We start from the raw sequence: 15,842 nt of genomic DNA, 5'->3' as shown, positions 1-15,842 counted from the left end.
CAACCATCCGAAATTCTCAACGACCAGTATCAGCTAACTCATTTTAGAATCCGCTCCGTTACTGTTCGCTGTCCGAATACCTCACCCACTTTTCATATTGCGATGCTGTGAGCAGTTCCTCCAGTCGTTGGTTTCTGGACTTTCTAACTTGGTATAATCTGGCGTTGAAGGTGCTGTCGCCAGGGTTTGATTGTAGCTCAATGACCCGGGAAAAATACTTTTGGTTGGTTAGCTCAATCACTGCTTCCTGCGTGGGTGTCAACTGAAGTCTGTTTCTCATCTTCCTTGTCATGGAGTTGGCAAGTGCCATTGGGTCGTTTTCTTTGCTGCGATAGAACTGTTCCCCAGGCGTGTCCACGACAGCCAGCCGCAAGCCGCTTCTACGCTTTTTCCTTTTAACTTTCTTTGCTTTCCCTCCATCCAATATCAGGTCTGCTGAAAGTTCGATGTTCATATTATCCCCACAATCACTACCGGTGATTCGGTTGTTAAAACTGACATACCCGGGAAAAGAGACGCAAAGTAAAAAGTCTCCGTCAGCGGGAAGTGCTATGGAAAATGCCCCGTTAAAGTCCGTGATTGTACTGGTTTTAACTGCTTTATCGTGGTATGCGCTCAAGCTGACAACGGCTCCAATCAATGGGACGTCTATGCAGGCATCCTTCACCGTACCTGTGAAAAAAACCTGTTCTGCCCGACTTGTAATGAAACCGAAAAATAGACCAATCAAAAGCATCGTCTTTTTCATTCACCCTCCTTTATGAATTGATATGGCGAAGTAGTGATCGTTCTTGCTGTGAAGAAAATTTATTCAACCAAGCCGTGCTATTTCTCAACAAACAAGCCTGAAACGAAAAAAGATTACCTAAAACAAGCCATAGATAAACTTCACGATGATAGGTATTTACGATGTGTTGGGTGATAAAATCGATGCGTAGGTTGAATAGGTTTGAGTATAATAGGTGGGGTGGGTATCTTTCGATCCTATTTAAATTGCTACCATGCCAAAACCGATTTCTCTTAAGACATATCTATCACATGCCGCCTTTTGGTTGGGGTTTCTTGCTTTCTACCTCTTTGTTCTCAACGGCCCTTTCACATTTGAAAAGGCACTTATACAAAGCGTAATCAATCTCAGCATTATCATACCGCTTTCATATTTCAACATGATAGTGCTTACTCCCAAATATGTAGGCAGTCAGTCAAAAGCTGCTTCCGCCTTGTTGATTATCCTTCTCATCGTGGTTGGCGCTTCCATCCTCACATTCTTCCATCAGGTCAATCTGTTGGATGCCTACAAGCCCGACGGCTTTGCCGAAGGAGCAAGAGGATTCAGGGGGCCGGCGCCGGATGAAAACATGCGAATGCCAGATACTGAGAACGACGGTTCCTGGTCACTGAGAGGACGTGGCAGGCCTGGTGCTTTTGGTGTGTTTATGTGGTTTCCGATGTTCGTTCAAACCGGAACCGTTATTTTGCTAACCACCATTTACAAAGTGACCCAAATTGCCAGCGAAAGGCAAAGAGAAACCCTGATGCTGAGAAGTGAGAAGCTCGATTCTGAGCTGAGATTCCTCAGGTCACAGATCAATCCGCATTTTCTTTTTAATGCGATGAACAACATCTATACACTCTCTCTCTTAAAATCAGATAAAACAGCGGAGGTAGTACTAAAGCTCTCTGACATGCTGAAATACAATATTTACGAGAGTGAAAACAAAGAGCGTGTGCCTGTGTCGAAAGAGGTTGCCTATATCAACAACTACATTGCCATTTATATTCTCAAAGACAACAGTATCAAGGATAACATAAAGTTTGAATACGACACACCCGAAGATGTTGACATTGCGCCCATGCTGCTTATCCCTTTTGTAGAAAATGCCTTCAAACACGGCAATATTGAAGATGCAACTAAGGGGAGAATCAGCATTGACCTGAAGGTAGAAGCTGGCCTGCTCACCTTCAGATGCCAGAACAGCCTTTCGGCAAACAAGAAATCGAAAGACAAAGAGGGTGGCATTGGCATCACAAACGTAAAAAGAAGGCTTGAGCTTATTTACCCTGGACGGCACGAGCTAAAAACCCAGGAGACTGCCGAAGGGTTTACCGTCGAGATGAAAATATTAATATCATGAGCACTCAACAAAAAATCCGTTGCATCATCGTCGACGATGAAGAGCTGGCCAGGGCACTGATCAAAGAATATGTGTCCAAAATCCCGACCCTGGAGCTTGTAGGTGCTTACAAAAGCCCACTGGAGGCGATGGAAGTGCTGCAGACAACTCCAATCGATCTCATGTTTCTCGACATTCAGATGCCAGAACTTACCGGCATCCAGTTTCTGAAGTCCCTGGAGAAAAAGCCGGTCGTGATCTTTACCACAGCCTACCCAGAATATGCGCTTGAGGGATATGAGCTCGACGTGGTCGACTACCTGGTGAAGCCTGTAAGCATTGAACGATTCATCCACGGCGTGAACAAAGCCACAAAGATCCTCCACAATAAAACGGGTAATTCAGGCACCACCAGTCAACCGGATTTTATTGTAGTACACGCCGACCACAAGATATACAGGCTGCCACTGGCAGACATCCTGTACATTGAAGGGTTGAGAGAGTATGTATCTTACTTTACTGCCGATGGCAAAAGAATCATAGCCCTTGAATCGCTAAAAAAGCTGGAAGAAATACTTCCCTCCCACATGTTTATGCGGGTTCATAAATCGTATATCGTGCCCATCAACCGGGTGCGTGTGATCGAGGGCAATATGGTGATGATAGAGAAAAAAGGCATCCCTATCGGTGCCAGCTACAAAGAAGCAACGCTCAAAGCCCTCATGCCTGGCTAGCCTTAGTCAGGCAGCGCAAACGCCACGTACTCATCGCCCGACTTTGCCCCTATTTTTCCGCCACCGCAGGCAATCACAACATATTGCTTGCCATCCACCATATACACTGCAGGAGTAGCGAAGCCAGATGCTGGCAGGCTGGCCTCCCAGAGAACTTCGCCAGTCACCTTGTCAAAGGCTCTGATTTTCTCATCCTTGGTAGCTGCAATAAACACGAGGCCTCCTTTGGTGGAAACCGGCCCTCCATAGTTTTCGGTGCCTGTCGGCGGAATACCCTTTTCAGTCAATTCTTTCAACTCTCCCAGCGTCTTCTTCCACAGTAGCTTGCCCGTGTTGAGGTCAACAGCATTCAGCGTTCCCCACGGCGGTGTAATGCCGGGATATCCGTTTTCGTCTATGAAGCGATTGTAACCAGTCATCCTGAAGGGGATCTCGGGTGTCCGGGCCTGAATTTCATTGCCAGCCACTTCCGGCACTGCCTCTTTGTCCTCCAAGTCGAGCACAAACGCCATCAAGGCTTCCTGCTCCCCATCAGGAATTTGTTTGAAGGCGGGCATCATATTTTTGCCGGTGGCGATGAGTGTTGATAGCTGTGCTTTGTTGTATCGTCGGTTCAAATCAACCAACGACGGATAGGCCGCTCCGTTGCCCTTTCTCTCGGGCCCGTGACAGGACATGCAATACTTGTTGTAAACACCCTGACCAATGCCCTTCAAAGAAGAGCCACCGGTGCTACTGGCGGGAGCCTCCACCATGTGCAAAGCCCAGGGCATTTCGCTGGAATTCACATACAGGATACCCGACTCAGGGTCAACCGAAGCCCCACCCCATTCTCCGCCGCCATCATAGCCGGGAAAGATCCACGAGCCCTCCTTGCTTGGAGGCGTAAATGCCTCACTATATTTTACTGTCTTAAATTTCTCCAGCAGATACGCATGGGCCTCTGGAGTTGTGCCATACACATCTGCTTCAGTGAACGATTGCCTGGCAAACGGCTCAGGCAGGGTGGGCACGGGCTGCGTTGGCCAGGGCGCTTCACCGTCAAGTGCGAAGGTGGGTACCGGCACCTCCTCAATCGGAAAGATTGGTTCTCCTGTTTCTCTCTCCAGAAGAAACACATAACCATGCTTGGTAATCTGCGCCACGGCGTCCACCATTTTTCCTTCATGCTTGACGGTGGTAAGGATCGGATTGGTAGCCAGGTCCCTGTCCCATAAGTCGTGGTGCACCACCTGATAGTGCCAGATATACTTTCCTGTGCCTGCTTTCAGCGCTATAATACAGTTAGCAAACAGGTTCTCGCCCTTGCGAAAGCCTCCGTAAAAATCAGGGTTGGCAGTGCCAGTCGAAACGAAAACAATTCCCCGCTCTTCGTCCAGCGACATGCCTGACCAGTCGTTGGCCCCTCCTATTTTTTTCCATGCATCAGGATCTTCCCAGGTTTCGTAGCCCTTTTCCCCTGGGTGAGGAATCGTGTGAAAGATCCATTTCCTTTCTCCCGTTCTCACATCAAAAGCTCTGATGTGGCCGGGCAGAGCATCGGGCCCTTCCGACAACCGCATGCCCATGATGATTAGGTCATTGAAAATAACCCCAGGTGTAGTGCCCGAGGCATACGTTTTGCTGATGTCCAGGTCGGTATCCAGCTGCTCTCTAAGGTCAATATGCCCGCCTTCCCCAAAGCTTTCAACCAACTGGCCTGTCTCTGTATTTACGGCATACAGGTTCTCTGCAATACTGTAATAAATACGGCTATCGCTGCCAGCCTCATCCGCCCAGTACATCACTCCCCGGTTCACCGCAAACCAAAACCTGTCTTCGGTTAGCTGCTCCCGGGTCTCCTTGAAAGGATCAAAAACCCACTTCTCCGCACCAGTGGCAGCGTTCAGGGCAAATAGCTTTGACTCAGCCGAAGTGCCATACAGCACCCCGTCTACGACGATTGGATTACATTGGATTTGCGATCGGTTTTTTGGGTCTTTATCTCCCGTGCTGTAGCGCCAGGCCTCCTGCAGCTTACTTACATTTTGCTTGTTGATTTGATCATTGGAGGAATACCTTTCACCCATTTTGGATCCGGCGTAGGCAGGCCAGCCGCTGTAGTCGCTGGAAGCTTTTTCGCACGATGAAAGAAGAATGAAGATGAGACTAAATGAAGCAAAACAGCTTATAAAGTAACGGGGAGTTGTCATTTTCAGTAGGTTTCAGCCAAAAATTTAGCGCAAAAAAAACCTAAGCACAACTAATACTATTTAATCCTCCCCGGCAGGCCGCTGTACAGCCCGGTATTGCTCAATAAACCCTGCCAGCTGTTCTACCTCCAGCTTCTTAGCAATGATCTTTTTATTTTTATCGAGTATATAAACCTGAGGAGTGGTTCTTACATTGTAGTCTCGGCGCATGTTGCTTCTGTAGTAGGGGTCAGCGGCATTGATCCAATCGAGCTCATACTCATACACAAACCGGCGCCACTCCTCAATATCTGTGGATATGCAGATGCCCATCACTTCCACCCCACTGTCTTTCAGCCGATGGTATTCTTCTAAAAGCACAGGAGTTGACTTCTTGCAATGCCCACAGTTTGGGTCATAAAAAAAGAGAATGGTGAACTCTGCCTTTACCTGACTCAGGTTGATGGGTGATAGCAAGGTATCCAGCAATTGAAGGGTGGGAGCCTGCTTCCCAACAAGGTTGGGGCTCACAAACTCCACTTCCTCAGCAAGTTTTTCTTTGTCTTCATTGCTCAGCCAGTCTGCCTTATCGGTCAGGTAATACTTTTCTGCCAGGTTCACCATCACACCATCCATGCCCATGATTTTAGACTCCTGGTATTTTTTGAAGAGCGTAACCAGCCAAAACCGGAACGCATCGGGCTGATCAAGCACTTGGGTCATTATTTTGTCGACATACACGTTAATGGTGTCCGGATGCTGAATCACCACCTTGTCGAGAAAGTGTATAACAGGCGACTTCAATACGGGTGTCCTGAGCAGTCCCGAATCATCAAAATCGATGCTTTCGAAGTACTTCCTTTTGTAGTACTCGTATTTCAACCTTCCCCTTTCCAGGTCATCGGTCACGTCGCTGTACTCAGGAATGCCCGGCACATCGGGCAATGCCATCAAGCGTACAAACTTCGCAACAAATGAATCGGGATACTTGGCAATGAGGTTTTGCCTGAAGTCATTGAGTTTCTCATTTACCTGCTTGTCTTCTTCAAAAATAGCCGAAGAGTCGGCTGCTGTGGAAGCCTGCTCCAGCTTCTTTCTTATGGCTTGCTTCTGGGTTTGAAGCTCCACCATTCCCATTTGAAACTCTTTGAACACCAGGTTCTCCGGTGATGATGTAACCTCCATGGTTCGGAAGGCTCCCTCTTTGGTAGTCTTCAGGCTGAACTTCTGCTCCTTCACTATCAACTCTAGAAAGTAATTAGGAGTATAAAGAAAGTAGATGCCTGTAGGCAGCTCCTTCGCTCCAGTAAAACGATACACGCCGGGAGCAGTTGCCCGGGTGGTGTCAGTCAGAAACCGCTGATCGCCGAACACATAGCCCAGGTAGGCCACGCTATCCTGCATACCTTCCACAGATATTTTTATATCATACCCCTGGCCAAACGTTTTTATGTTTAGCCCTAAAAAAATAAGAGCGGTGAATGTGAATCTTATAAGGGTTTTACTCATAGTCAGTTGCTAAACGCCAAACCAAAGGTAATGAGCAATCCAAAGTTTAAAAACGTTTAATTCTATTTACATTTGAGTTCTCCCTTAAAAAATATCTGAAATCAATACTTTTCCTTCACCCTATGGAAGTCAAACAACAGCTTTTGCAAACGTGCATTGACCATGTGAAGTCAAGGATTGACACAGCCAATAGTGCAATTGCGGAAGCAAGAGAAGCTGCCAATTCAGAAACGAAAAGCAGCGCCGGCGACAAATACGAAACTGGTCGGGCCATGATGCAGCAGGAAATTGAAAAAAATGCGACACAAGCAGGTGAAGCCCAAAAGCTGTTGCAAGTATTAAAATCTATTGATCCATCCAAAACGCCCGGCACTGTCCAGTTGGGAAGCATGGTCAAAACGTCGCTTGGGTACTATTACTTTGCTGCCAGCCTTGGCAAAGTATCACTCGATGGAAAAGACTACTTTGTGATTTCACCAGGCTCACCACTGGGACAGGCATTTTTTGGTAAGAAGCAAGGTGACAAGGTCACTTTTTTAGGGCAAATGCATGTTATTGAAGAGTTAAGCTAGGCTATTCCTTGCGCAGCCTTGTGCGCCATACGCCTTTCATCGCCCTGCCAAAGAAATCTTTAACCAGGAGCACATAAAGCAGTCCGGTCATGCACCAGAGCACCATCAGGTTGAACCAGAAGGTATCAATGCGGTAGCCAAAAAAGATTTTCACCGGAGCGTAAAAATGTGCTCTTCCCAGGTTGGACTCAGGCTCCATTAATACCGGATCCTTCTTTTGAATCAGCTGGTCGGCTCCATAATAGAGTACCTTAATTTCATTCCTGTTCAATAAAATGTCGGACAGCGCCTCGTTGAAGGATGATTTTTTGAGAACCAAAATCTCATCCTTTCCGATCTTGCGGGATAATCCATTGTAAATACCCTCCTGTTCATTGGCGGCATCTTCCATTTTAACGGTGAATGCCCTCGTCAGCGATTCGAGATAACTCAATACGTTTTTCCCAATATTTTGCGTAAAACTCCTCGGCGTCAGGTTATTAGCAAATGTAAAAGGCTGCATCTCTGCCTTTTTCCCCAGCCGGTCCAGTTCGTTTCGAAGGATATCGAGCCTTGCCTCAAAGCTCTCCGATTCTTTGTCCTCGTCCTGCATCAGAGAGTTGGTGATGACCTCCAGTTCTGGAATTTTAAATGAGATATTGAATGAAGCAGCACTGATCTTTTTCTCCGCTTCAAAGAAATGCTTCTCATAAGCATTCTCCTTGAACTGTGCCACTGCAATGGCCTCATAAGCCCACCGTGATGCCATCACATCTCCAATAAGTGGAACATAAACCCTGTTGGTAAGCGACTTGTGAAGGTCATCGAACTTGATCATGGCCCCCCCAAGCAGCAACTGCGGCACCAGTATGAAAGGAATCAAAATGTAAATGGTGATCACCGAGTTGAAAGCGGACGATATGGTAAGCCCCACCAGATTGGCAAAGCAAGCCGTTGAGAAAAGCAGCAGCCAGTAGTAGAGAGAAAGGCCATGGATTTCCAGGATAAAATTGCCTATGACCACAAATGTCAGCATTTGAAAAGCCGACAGTGTGAATAGAAAACTCACCTTGGAATTGATATAACTGAACCGGCTAAGGTTGAGAAACGACTCCCTCTCAATAATCTTTCGGTCTTTGAAAATCTCCTCTGCACTCACCGACATCCCAATAAACAAGGAAACCACCACCGCCATAAAGAGATACACCGGCAGGTTCTTGTTCTCTGCCAGGTTATACTCAAGTCCGCTTGAATACTTTGAAAAATATCCGAGGATAAACGCCAGCACAGGGGCCTCCAGGAGGTTGATAAGGATATACTGCTTATTAGCCACCTTCGACAGCACGTTCCGCTTGCTGTAAATCAAAAACTGCTTGAGCGAGCTGGGCAGCCTGAAATTGGACTTGGGGATGGACGTGTCATGACGCAGCTGAGGAACAAACGGCTCAATCTTCTCTTTGTACTTATGAAACCAATCGCTGGGTTTGATTTTCCTTTCCGATGTAGGGCGACCGTCGTCATCAATAGTTTTAGTTTCAACGATCTGAAGAATCTGCTCGGGAATCACATTACCACAATGCGGGCACTCGCTTTCGGTGGCGTTTACCTGCGTACTCTCGCTTTTGAAATAAACAACCGCATCAATGGGGTTGCCATTGTAGATGGGGAAACCACCCCTGTCCAGCATCCACAGCTTATCAAAAAGCTTGTAAATATCCGACGAAGGCTGGTGAATGATCACAATAACAAGCTTGCCTTTGCGGGTCAGGTCTTTAAGCAGCCACATCACCTTCTCAGAGTCCATGGAGGAAAGCCCGGAGGTTGGCTCATCCACATACAATAGCGCTGGCTCACGCAGCAGCTCAAGAGCAATGTTTAGTCTCTTTCGTTGTCCACCTGAAATAGACTTGTTAAGCGGATCGCCGACCCGAAGGTCTCTGATCTCATACAAGTCGAGCTCGTGAAGCACTTTGTCAACGGTTTCCTCAAGTTGCTCTTTGCTAAACTCGCTGAAGCACATTTGCGCATTGAAGAAAAGGTTTTGGTACACAGTCAGCTCCTCAAACAGCAGGTCGTCCTGTGGCACAAAGCCTATCATTCCATAACGGGCGGCATTTTCCATGCTAAAGCCGTTCAGAGTCACTCTCCCCTCAGTCGGCTCAATTTTGCCATTCAGCAGGTTCAGCAGTGTCGACTTCCCCACGCCACTGCCACCCATTACGCCCACCAGGGTGCCCGACTCCTCCGAAAAGTTGAAGGGATGAATGCCATTGTCGCTGTTTTTGAATTGGAAGGTGAGGTTCCTCCCGGTCAGGACAATGTGTCCCCGCTTGTGGTCTTCGAGAAACTTTTTGGTGATTTCAGTTTCGTAAATCGGCTTGATCGTCTTGCCTTTGATTATAGACCCGGGCTTGAGCTGATACGATTTACTTTTGACAATTTTGTTGCTTTCTACATAGAGATTGAGGGGGCCGTCGTACCGGAAAAAGAAGGTGTTGATGCTTGCAATATGAAGCACAAGTATCTTCCCAAACATGTTTTCCACCCGCATGTGATGAAACTCAGTGGCCCCGGCCACTTTCTTCTTTTTCATCATCCAGGCTATGTCGTCCGACCACTCTGTGGCACGGTTGTCAATCACCAGCCCCCGCTGGGTGTCCATGCCCTTGCCATCTTTGTTAAGCACAAAAGCCTTGATGTCATTTACTTCTTTGCTGGGTATGCTGAAGTTCATACCCACCAGCATAACAAACTGCTCTTCCCGGTCGGTTACTTTTCCGTCGGCAAAAATGAGCTCCAGAAGCTGGAGAAATACAATGATACGTTCATGCTGAAGAAGCTCCTGATTGAGCTGATTGCAGATTTTGGTAACCTGCAAAATACTCTCTACGTCAGTGGCCAGAAGTGCTTCCTCGTCGCCTGTTCGGGGTTGGCTTCTGTGAAAAGAGAGGTAATTATTGTAGAGGTCAAGATATGCTTGAGTTAGCTCCTCGTTGTTCAGGCTCCTGTTAAGATAAGGCTTAATCACTAATTGAACCGAGTCAAACTGATCGTCCTCTTTGACACTCTCAATGATGGCGAACAGATGCATTAAAGCATTTACAATCGACTCGGTCATAGCCGGGGAATAGGAACTAACTCAAGCAATTAAATTATGGTGTAACTATCTGCGTACGGATTGATTCGATGGCTACCTGCAAGTCATCAAATTGCTCAGCTGTGAGCTTATCGCCGACTTTGCTATACGCTTCTTTGATTCCCTGAAGAGCTGGAAGCACCTTTTGCACATTCTCGTCGTCAGAAAATTCGCCAAGTAAATCAACCAGCTTCGACACTTGCGACTTTTGCCCAGCGATAACGTCCAACAGCTTTTGGTCATAGCCACTGCTGATAACCAGGTTTGATGAGATATACAATCCTTCCACCACACTACCAGCAAGCACTAGCAGCGACGTTCTTTCCTGTGAGCTGCGGTTAAGGAAAGTGTAGGTGTCGTAGAAAGCCTCAGTGATAATGTTGATCAGTGAGTCCTTGTTTTGAAGATTGTTCTCCACCCGGCGAGCCATTTCCATGCTAAAGCCAGAGGAGATATTGAGGCTTTGGATCAGTTTTCTGGAAGCATTAAGAAAGTCCATTGTCTCTTGCTGACGGTTGTAAGTACTGGCGTAGCTCAAATCGGCACCATAAACGCCCAGATTCACTGCCTTGCTATATGCAGTAACATACTGATCAGCATTTTCAGCATCATTGGTTATTCCCAACACAAATCCTGCCTGCGCATCCTGAAGCATTTTAGTTACTTCGAAAGAGGTAGGAATAGGGTAGTTAAATTCTTTTTCAACTTTGTCAACGGCGGTTTCCTTAGTGGCTTCTTCAGCAGATGCAGCCTTTTTGTCGCCTGAGCTACAGGAAACAACGAACGGAATTACTGCAAGCAAAAGAAGTGATTTCAGGTTTTTCATAGTTATTAGTTTTTGGTCTTATCTAGAAGGCTTGAATTTATCGGATTATTTGAACAAATCTAAATGTTTAGTTTGAATTACATCTACTAAACCACAGATGGCTTATATTGTAGATCAGCATTGAGTTCCTCAAAGCTTAAGTGCGCTAAATTAATTCAATGATCAATAATCCCAACTATCCTCTTCGCAGTCTTGGGCTTTTTATTTTACCGTTGGTCGTTTGCCTCGGACTCATGAGGAGTGTTTCGCTGCCCAACGAAAAGGCTTTACAGCCCTACAATAGCCTGATTATAGCCCTCGAGTTTGTGCATTCGTCATCGGATGTCGTCAACACACTGGAAGTATTGGACAAAGAAGAAATTTTTGGGCTGGACAGAGTAAATTATTTCGACTTCATTTTCATGGCCGTTTACAGTTCTTTCTTGTCGCTTTTTATTTATAAACTCGGCGCTATCTCTAACCAGCCTGTTGTAAAAAACATGGCCTGGGCAGGGCTTGTCATATTCACCAGCGACCTGTTAGAAAACATCATGATGCTTCGCATTACCTCCAGGTACATGGAAGGCGGAATGAGCTTTAGCCCCTACATTAATTTTCTCCCATTATTCACCTGGGCAAAGTGGGGGCTGCTGGCTGCTGTGTTTGGCTGGCTCGGTACACTTCTTATCCAAAAAGGTTCCCTTTCAAAAGTGCTCTCACTCATTCTTTCCCTCCCGGGCATCCTTCTGGCACTTTCTATAGTTGATTATTCGAGCTGGATCAACAGGTTTACCACTTCCATATTTTTGGGCTTCATAATCCTCCTTATCTTTGCCGTTTGCTACAGAAAAACCGAACAATATCAGGCATAGCCAAGTCGATCCACAAGAATGCTAAACAAGGGCACAACAAAAACAAGCGGCAGTCATGAGCTTTTGGAAGACGTCCGACCCTTCAGCCGGGCCGATTTTGGCAATGACTTCACATGGGGAGTAGCCACCGCCGCTTTTCAAACTGAGGGTGCCTGGAACAAAGATGGCAAAGGCGAGTCGGTTTGGGATCGGTTTACCCACACCAAAGGCAAAATCAAAACCGGTGACCATGCCAACGTAGCCACCGACTTCTACCATCGCTACGAACAAGACATTGACCTGGTGAAGCTGATGGGGTTCGACTCCTTCAGGTTTTCAATTGCCTGGCCAAGGTTGCTTCCCAACGGCACTGGCCACGTCAACAGCAAAGGTGTCGACTTCTACCACCGGGTGATTGACTACTGCCTGGAAAATGGCATCACTCCGTGGATCACGCTCTATCACTGGGACTTACCGCAGGCACTGCAAGACCATGGCGGTTGGACCAACCGGGATATTATTGGGTGGTTCACCGAGTATGCAGACCTGGTGACCAGGCAATATGGCGACAAAGCACAAAACTGGATGGTACTCAACGAGCCCATGGCTTTCACCGGGCTGGGTTACATGGCTGGCTATCATGCCCCTGGCGTAAAAGGGCTGGACTCGTTCCTAAGCGCAGCGCATCACACAACGATGTGCCAGGCCGAGGGCGGGCGAATTGTTCGCTACAATGTACCTCATGCCAACATAGGCACTACTTATTCCTGCTCCCATGTTGACCCGGTCGACAAACTGCCGTGGAACGTAGAAGCCGCCAACCGGATGGACGCCGTTTTCAACAGACTGTATGTGGAGCCAGGGTTGGGACTTGGTTACCCAACAAAGGCTGTTCCTATCCTCAAACGGATAGAAAAATTCATGAAGGCCGATGATGAGGAAAAGCTCTCGTTCGAATTCGACTTTATCGGCATTCAGAATTACTTCCGTATCGTTTCCAAATACTCTCTGTTTTCGCTTGGCCTTTTTGCCAAAGAAGTGCCAGCGGCAAAGCGGAATGTAGAAATGAACTCGATGAATTTCGAAATTTTCCCGGAAGGCATTTACCACATGCTCAAGCGCTTTGGCAGCTACGAGGGTATCAAAAAACTAGTGGTGACGGAAAATGGTGTTTGCCTGCCAGACCAGGTCAACAATGGGGCAGTGAACGACCACCGCCGCATCAAATTCTTCGAAGAATACCTGCTGCAAGTGCTCCGTGCCAAAAAAGAAGGCGTTGACGTAGACGGCTATTTTGTGTGGACCCTCACCGACAATTTCGAATGGAGTGAAGGCTACGAGCCTCGCTTCGGGCTTGTGCATGTCGACTACGAAACGCAACAACGCACAGTGAAAGACTCGGGTTGGTGGTGGAAGGAATTACTTCTAAGCGACTAATTCTTCAAATCTCTTTGCTTTGATACGGGTGTGGTGTTTCGGTTTTTAAAGTCCGATTCCACACGCCCAAAATCAATCTGAAAGTAAGTCAAGATTCGGGATGTGAACAAAATGCTTCTTGTTTGACGTATCCAAAGTGAGTTGATGAACAATTGCAGTGGCTGCAATAAACAGGTCGGGCTTGTCAATGCTTTTGCGCAGGTGCTTCAGTTGTTTTACGATTTCGGCCGCCATTCGGGCCGCTTTACTGTCAAATTCAAGGATCGTGATTCGCTCTAGCATGCGATCCCAGAATGCTGTATGATCCGGTGAAGCGCCATTAATTACTTCAAACTCGGTTACACTGGAGATGTAAAGCCGATCGTATAATTTGAAATGATTGACAAGACGAGAATTGCTCTTGTTCGTCTTGCGAAAATAGTCTATCAGGATTGTAGAATCCAGCATTAGCCTTTTGTCCGCCATGCTGCAATGCTTTTTCTGTTGGATTCAATCACTTTGATTTCTTCTTTTGAAAAGACAGGCCCATCAATTAACATCTCGACAAATGATGACTTGTCATCTTTTTCCACCATATCCTCCTTGAGCTCATCCCTCAACTTGGATTTTTCTGCCGGGGTCAATGCCCGCACTGCTCTGAGAAGCTGCTGAAAGGGTATTTTTACTTTCATTTCCATAAACCAAATTTAATGAAATTGATTGAAATTTCGACGGAGCCTGGAATGGCAACTAACATTTGTTTAATATCTACTCCCATTTTTTACCTTTGATTATGAAAAACATTGCCCTGCTCCCGCTCACTTTCATTTTACTCAGTTGCGCTCAACCAACCGCCGAGCCGCCAAATCCTTCAGCAGCCTATTTTGACATGGTAAGACCGGAAGTAACGGGCGACCTGGCGTACGAAACTACTGCCTACGTCGAACAATTCTGGCGACTGGCTGGCAATGCAGGCTTCGACTCCAGTATCTACAGAATTGTGTCTGAATTGCAGAGAGCAGGCTATGTGCTGGAGGAAAACGCCACAAAGGACAACAGGCTTGTTTACCGTATCGAGAAAAGGGCATTATCCAAACCCACCTGGGAACCAGTGGACGGGGAATTGTCAATCAAAGGCGACGCCAGCCCATTACTTAGCTTCGCCACCAACAGAAACATGCTGCCCATCTACTCCACCAGCACCCCAGAAGCTGGCATCGGCGGCGAGGTCGTTTTTGTTGAAGATATTGAGGGAATAGCAGCCGGAAGCTTAAAAGGAAAAATTGCCCTGGCAGATGCCAATCCCCGGCAGGCGTTTGAGCAGGCCGTGCAAAAAGGAGGAGCCCTGGCTTTGCTTACGTACAACAATCCGGATTACCTACAGCCCGAGAAAAACGTCACGTCCATCCAGTTCAGAAGCATTCCTTATCAGGAAGGCAAAGATGCCTGGTGCGTGGCTTTGTCGTGGGAGGCAAGAGAGAAGCTGAAGAATGCTATGGCTAAGGGAAAGGTGGAGCTGAACGTGAAGATTGAAACAAAGATTTATCCTTCCGAAGAGCTTACAGTGGTGGCCAATGTGAGAGGCTCGCAAGTGCCCGATGAAAGACTGGTATTCAGCGCCCATGTGCAGGAGCCCGGTGCCAACGACAACGCCTCAGGCACAGGCACCCAGGTGGAAATGGCTGCTGTAACGGCAAAACTGGTGAAGGAGAACAAATTCGATCCGAAAAGAACCATCACGTTTCTGTGGGGCGACGAAATAGTATCCACCCGTCGCTATATTGAGGAGGATGCAGCGAGGGCGGCCAACATCAAATGGGGCATCAGCCTCGACATGGTGGGAGAAAACACAGCGGTGACAGGCGGCTCCTTCCTGATCGAAAAAATGCCCGACCCCAGCGCCATCTGGACAAGAGGCAACGACAAGCACACCGAATGGGGAGCTGGCGACGTGACCCTGGCCGATATGAAACCTCACTACTTCAACGACTTCATGCTCAATCGTTTTATGGAGCAGGGCAAAGCAGCCGACTGGCAGGTGAGCTACAATCCCTTTGAAGGTGGCAGCGATCACGTGCCTTTTCTGGAAGCCAACATCCCGGGTTTGCTGCTTTGGCATTTCACTGACCAGTTTTACCATACCGACAACGACAGGTTAGACAAGGTATCCAAAGAAACAGAACGGAACGTCGCCACCGCTGCTCTTGCCTCTGCTTTCACCCTGGTCAACGCAGATCACCAAACTGCCCTGGCTATCAACAGCGAAATAAAGAGTGCGGCCACCAACAGACTGAATGCCGAAGCTGAGTTGAGCAAGCAAGCCGTAAAGAACGGAGCCAGTGCATCAGAAGAAACTCAAATCCTCAGCGCCTGGGCCGACTGGTATGTGAAGGCACTTGGTAGCGTGAAAGACATGGAAGTGGGTGGTGCCAGCACCGAAGTAACTGAAGCGATTGAAACTTCACAAAAAGAAATTCAACAGCTTTCAGAAGAAATAATCGGGCAACTGCGCTAATTGGCAAGATAATGGCACACACCGTGGCAGTAAGAAAATA

13 protein-coding genes are annotated in these 15,842 nt (G+C 47.4%); 6 read left to right on the top strand and 7 right to left on the bottom strand.

The annotated features are described in order from the left end of the window. Positions 1 to 58 precede the first annotated feature (58 nt). Entirely contained in the window at positions 59 to 748 is a 690-nt protein-coding gene (locus ACMVP2_RS15700; RefSeq protein ID WP_416864210.1) for a carboxypeptidase regulatory-like domain-containing protein, read from the bottom strand. 253 nt (positions 749 to 1,001) lie between these two features. Here ACMVP2_RS15700 and ACMVP2_RS15695 point away from each other — a divergent pair, with 253 nt between their 5' ends. Continuing rightward, on the top strand, positions 1,002 to 2,135 hold the full coding sequence (locus ACMVP2_RS15695; RefSeq protein WP_416864209.1) for a sensor histidine kinase: 1,134 nt from the start codon (positions 1,002 to 1,004) through the stop codon (positions 2,133 to 2,135). Beyond that, on the top strand, positions 2,132 to 2,848 hold the full coding sequence (locus ACMVP2_RS15690; RefSeq protein WP_416864208.1) for a LytR/AlgR family response regulator transcription factor: 717 nt from the start codon (positions 2,132 to 2,134) through the stop codon (positions 2,846 to 2,848). The genes ACMVP2_RS15695 and ACMVP2_RS15690 overlap by 4 nt, the downstream gene beginning before the upstream one ends. 2 nt (positions 2,849 to 2,850) lie before the next feature. Here the strand turns inward: ACMVP2_RS15690 and ACMVP2_RS15685 are convergent, their stop codons facing one another. Both ACMVP2_RS15685 and ACMVP2_RS15680 read right to left on the bottom strand, forming a co-directional pair. Then, positions 2,851 to 5,040 (bottom strand): PQQ-binding-like beta-propeller repeat protein, encoded by a 2,190-nt coding sequence (locus tag ACMVP2_RS15685; protein ID WP_416864207.1) that lies wholly within the window; start codon positions 5,038 to 5,040, stop codon positions 2,851 to 2,853. A 60-nt stretch (positions 5,041 to 5,100) separates the two neighbouring features. Next, entirely contained in the window at positions 5,101 to 6,528 is a 1,428-nt protein-coding gene (locus ACMVP2_RS15680; RefSeq protein WP_416864206.1) for a redoxin domain-containing protein, read from the bottom strand. A 122-nt stretch (positions 6,529 to 6,650) separates the two neighbouring features. On the opposite strand from ACMVP2_RS15680, the gene ACMVP2_RS15675 reads away from it, so the two are divergent. Further along, the gene (locus ACMVP2_RS15675) at positions 6,651 to 7,100 is read left to right on the top strand and encodes a 3-oxoacyl-ACP synthase (protein ID WP_416864205.1); all 450 of its coding nucleotides are present in this window, start codon (positions 6,651 to 6,653) and stop codon (positions 7,098 to 7,100) included. 1 nt (position 7,101) lies between these two features. Here the strand turns inward: ACMVP2_RS15675 and ACMVP2_RS15670 are convergent, their stop codons facing one another. Beyond that, positions 7,102 to 10,197: an ATP-binding cassette domain-containing protein gene (locus ACMVP2_RS15670; protein WP_416864204.1), complete on the bottom strand. Its 3,096-nt coding sequence runs from the start codon at positions 10,195 to 10,197 to the stop codon at positions 7,102 to 7,104. A gap of 34 nt (positions 10,198 to 10,231) precedes the next feature. Next, positions 10,232 to 11,041: a hypothetical protein gene (locus tag ACMVP2_RS15665; RefSeq protein WP_317489847.1), complete on the bottom strand. Its 810-nt coding sequence runs from the start codon at positions 11,039 to 11,041 to the stop codon at positions 10,232 to 10,234. 158 nt (positions 11,042 to 11,199) lie between these two features. On the opposite strand from ACMVP2_RS15665, the gene ACMVP2_RS15660 reads away from it, so the two are divergent. Then, positions 11,200 to 11,892, top strand: coding sequence for a hypothetical protein (locus ACMVP2_RS15660; RefSeq protein ID WP_416864203.1), 693 nt, complete (start codon positions 11,200 to 11,202; stop codon positions 11,890 to 11,892). An 18-nt stretch (positions 11,893 to 11,910) separates the two neighbouring features. After that, the gene (locus ACMVP2_RS15655) at positions 11,911 to 13,308 is read left to right on the top strand and encodes a GH1 family beta-glucosidase (protein ID WP_416864202.1); all 1,398 of its coding nucleotides are present in this window, start codon (positions 11,911 to 11,913) and stop codon (positions 13,306 to 13,308) included. 72 nt (positions 13,309 to 13,380) lie between these two features. Here ACMVP2_RS15655 and ACMVP2_RS15650 read toward each other — a convergent pair whose 3' ends face one another. Together ACMVP2_RS15650 and ACMVP2_RS15645 are read right to left on the bottom strand one after the other, a co-directional pair. Continuing rightward, complete coding sequence (locus ACMVP2_RS15650; protein WP_151997191.1) at positions 13,381 to 13,773, bottom strand: type II toxin-antitoxin system VapC family toxin; 393 nt, start codon at positions 13,771 to 13,773, stop codon at positions 13,381 to 13,383. Continuing rightward, positions 13,755 to 13,985 (bottom strand): hypothetical protein, encoded by a 231-nt coding sequence (locus ACMVP2_RS15645; RefSeq protein WP_416864201.1) that lies wholly within the window; start codon positions 13,983 to 13,985, stop codon positions 13,755 to 13,757. Before ACMVP2_RS15645 ends, ACMVP2_RS15650 begins: the two co-directional genes overlap by 19 nt. Positions 13,986 to 14,080: 95 nt before the next feature. Between ACMVP2_RS15645 and ACMVP2_RS15640 the strand changes: the two genes are divergently transcribed. Continuing rightward, positions 14,081 to 15,802, top strand: a complete 1,722-nt coding sequence (locus ACMVP2_RS15640) for a M28 family peptidase (RefSeq protein WP_416864200.1) — start codon at positions 14,081 to 14,083, stop codon at positions 15,800 to 15,802. Positions 15,803 to 15,842: the final 40 nt, after the last annotated feature.

This window comes from Imperialibacter sp. (assembly GCF_048007035.1).
GTDB lineage: Bacteria > Bacteroidota > Bacteroidia > Cytophagales > Cyclobacteriaceae > Imperialibacter.
This window is presented reverse-complemented; position numbering and strand designations above follow the sequence as displayed.